This is a genomic window from Romboutsia sp. 1001285H_161024_C4, from assembly GCF_015550185.1.
GTDB lineage: Bacteria > Bacillota > Clostridia > Peptostreptococcales > Peptostreptococcaceae > Romboutsia_C > Romboutsia_C hominis.
The window spans coordinates 1-2731 of sequence record NZ_JADNAJ010000027.1; the positions used below are offsets into that span (position 1 = coordinate 1).

3 protein-coding genes are annotated in these 2731 nt (G+C 29.9%); 2 read left to right on the forward strand and 1 reads right to left on the reverse strand.

Annotated features, from left to right (window positions below):
- Positions 1 to 549, forward strand: a 549-nt coding sequence (locus tag I1959_RS15125) for a hypothetical protein (protein WP_195238913.1), incomplete at its 5' end; no start/stop codon positions are given.
- 181 nt (positions 550 to 730) lie between these two features.
- On the opposite strand, the gene I1959_RS15130 is transcribed toward I1959_RS15125, so the two are convergent.
- A complete protein-coding gene (locus I1959_RS15130; protein ID WP_195238915.1) occupies positions 731 to 1162 on the reverse strand; it encodes a replication/maintenance protein RepL in 432 nt (143 codons plus the stop codon).
- A 916-nt stretch (positions 1163 to 2078) separates the two neighbouring features.
- Here I1959_RS15130 and mobV point away from each other — a divergent pair.
- On the forward strand, positions 2079 to 2731 hold a 653-nt coding region (gene mobV, locus I1959_RS15135; RefSeq protein WP_195238917.1), incomplete at its 3' end, for a MobV family relaxase.

Genomic DNA, 2731 nt, shown 5'->3' on the forward strand with positions numbered 1-2731 from the left:
CAAAGTTTAAAAAAGAAATCTCTTAAGGAATTAAACGAAATAAATAGGTATCTTGATGATAAAAGAGATGAGTATGAAAAAGTAACTAAAATACTATACAAAAACTCATTAGATATATCTCAGATTAATGCTATTAAGTGTGAAGATGCATCAACTTTATTTAAAAAAGATACAGAGCATGTCAAAATAAAAAAAGATGATTTTGAAAAATTAAGAAAATCTGCAATCAAAGCTTATGAGCAGCATAATTTATATGCAACTGTAAGTGATCAACTAAAAGCGAAAGAAAAGTTAAAAGATATTTATAAAAATGAAAGTGAAGAATATAGAAAGAACTGGCAGAGAGAAATTCGTTCTAAAAATAACTTTATTCATGAGTTAAAACAATCACACAAAAAAGAATTAGACTTGTATAATAGAGAATTGAATTATTTCAAAAAGTTTTTATCGGAATATAAAATTGAATCAGCTTTTGAGAAATTTAAAGAAAAGGAAAAAGAAAAAAGTAAAACTAAAGCTAGAAATAATAGCTATGATTTAGAACTATAAATATTCTAATGTGTAAATAGGAGTTCACCTTTAGTAATAAATGTTTGAAGGATTAATTATTGGAGGTGAACTTATGAAAAAGAAACTAGAAATAATAGTTCTTTTCTTGCAAATCTTAGACTTGTTAAAAGACTTATTTAAATAAAAAAGAAGTGGCATTTGTGCTACTTCTTTTTTAGACTTATTCTCCAAACTCCTCAAATCTAGCTAACAAATATTTTTCTTTTTCTTCGCTACCTCTATGAACCAAATCAGAATGAATCATAATAGCACCTGTTCTTCTTGCTATTATTTTAGCATCTTCTAATATCTTTAAAGTATCTAGTACCACAGGCTTTGAAACCTTAGTTTTACTGGCTAATTCTCTAGTAGTAATAATTAGTGTATTTGTAGATTTATCCATATTTTCTAATATGTATTTCACAACTTGCATCTTTTTATTTCCTAATCTATCAATAAGATTAATCATAGCTGATAAATAAGTTATCATAAATCCATTTCTTGGAGTTTTCTTTATTATCTGATTAGCTGTTATTTTTTCTCCAGTTCTTTCATTTATCCATATATCTTGACCTACATATAAAGTTGAATTTTCTTTTTGTTGCTTTGGCATTACTATACCTCCCAAACATCTATTTGTAAATAATTCTAGCAATTATTTACCAAAAAGTAAATAAAAACTTGACCAAAAGGTTAAAAAAACTTGACCAAAAGGTTAAAAAAATTTGACCAAGCAAAACCCTAATAAATATTGAAATTTCAACGATTATTAAAGTTTTGCAAAAAAATTTCTCTTATCTTATATAAAGGGAGCCTATCGGCAACCTTCGATAAATCTACGGTAAAACCTTGGGGGGTTTTTGAAAAATGCCCCCCAAACCCTCAAAAAACTTTTAAAAATATGGGGCGTTGCCCCATACCCCACACTCGCCGAGGGCAGGCTCACACCACATAAAGTGGGTGAGGCTTTGCTCTAGTGTTGGCTCTCCACTTCATCAAGGTAGTATTTAAAATTTTTTCAAATCGCTAAAGCTGAAAAATTTTTAAATCTCCACCTCTGACTTCGTTTCTAGCCGTTTTTAACCTAGCTAATCAATAAAATATACCTGGAATAAATTTAAAAAGCTTTTATATGGCTTGTACTAGCTGAGAATGTAATCAATAGCACCTTGGAATATCGGACTGAACGAATGTGAAGGAGAATATGCCGAGAAAGGCTATTGATGGAATGGAAGCTCCACACTTGTGAACTGCTCCTACAAAGTAGGGGCTTGGCTCACGCCGAGTGTGGGTTTGGGCAACGCCCAATTATGCGGTCAAGGGGTGCTTACCCCTTGTGGGGTTTTGGGGCAACGCCCCAAGGTCTTTAGCTCCATGCAATGGCATACGGCTTTACTTATAAAGTAAAGTGTAGTATGTTACACTTTATACAGATTTTTTAATCTGTATAATGATTATGCCTTCGATTTGAAGGCATTTTGGTGCTAAGTTTGCACCAAACTTATGTATTAAAAAAAGGAGATTTTTTTATGAGTTATGCAATATTTAGAACCCAAAAAATAAAGTTAACTGTACTTGATAAATGCCAAAGGCATAATCAAAGAGAGAATAAAAACTATTCCAACAAGGATATAGATTTTAATAGAACTAATTTAAATTACGATTTACACAATAAACAAAATATAGTTTACATAGACGAGATAAATAAAAAAATTAAAGAACGATATACAGGTAAAAAGGCAATAAGAAAAGATGCTGTTTTAAATGTTGAATGTCTTATAACATCAGATCCAGATTTTTTTAAAAGAATAGGATCTGATGAAACTAAAAGATTTTTTAAAGAATCTTATGAATTTGTTAAAACTGAATTTGGAAAAGAAAATATAATTTATGCAAATGTACATATGGATGAAACTACACCTCATATGCACTTAGGTTTTACTCCTATAACTTCTGATGGACGGCTTAGTGCTAAAGAGTGGTTGGATGGAAAGAAAAAACTTACAGAACTTCAGGATAAGTTTTTTAGTTACGTAACAAGTAAAGGTTTTGATTTAGATAGAGGTGTTTCATCTAAAGAAACAGGAGCTAAGAATATAAAAATTCAAAGTTTAAAAAAGAAATCTCTTAAGGAATTAAACGAAATAAATAGGTATCTTGATGATAAAAGAGATGAGTATGA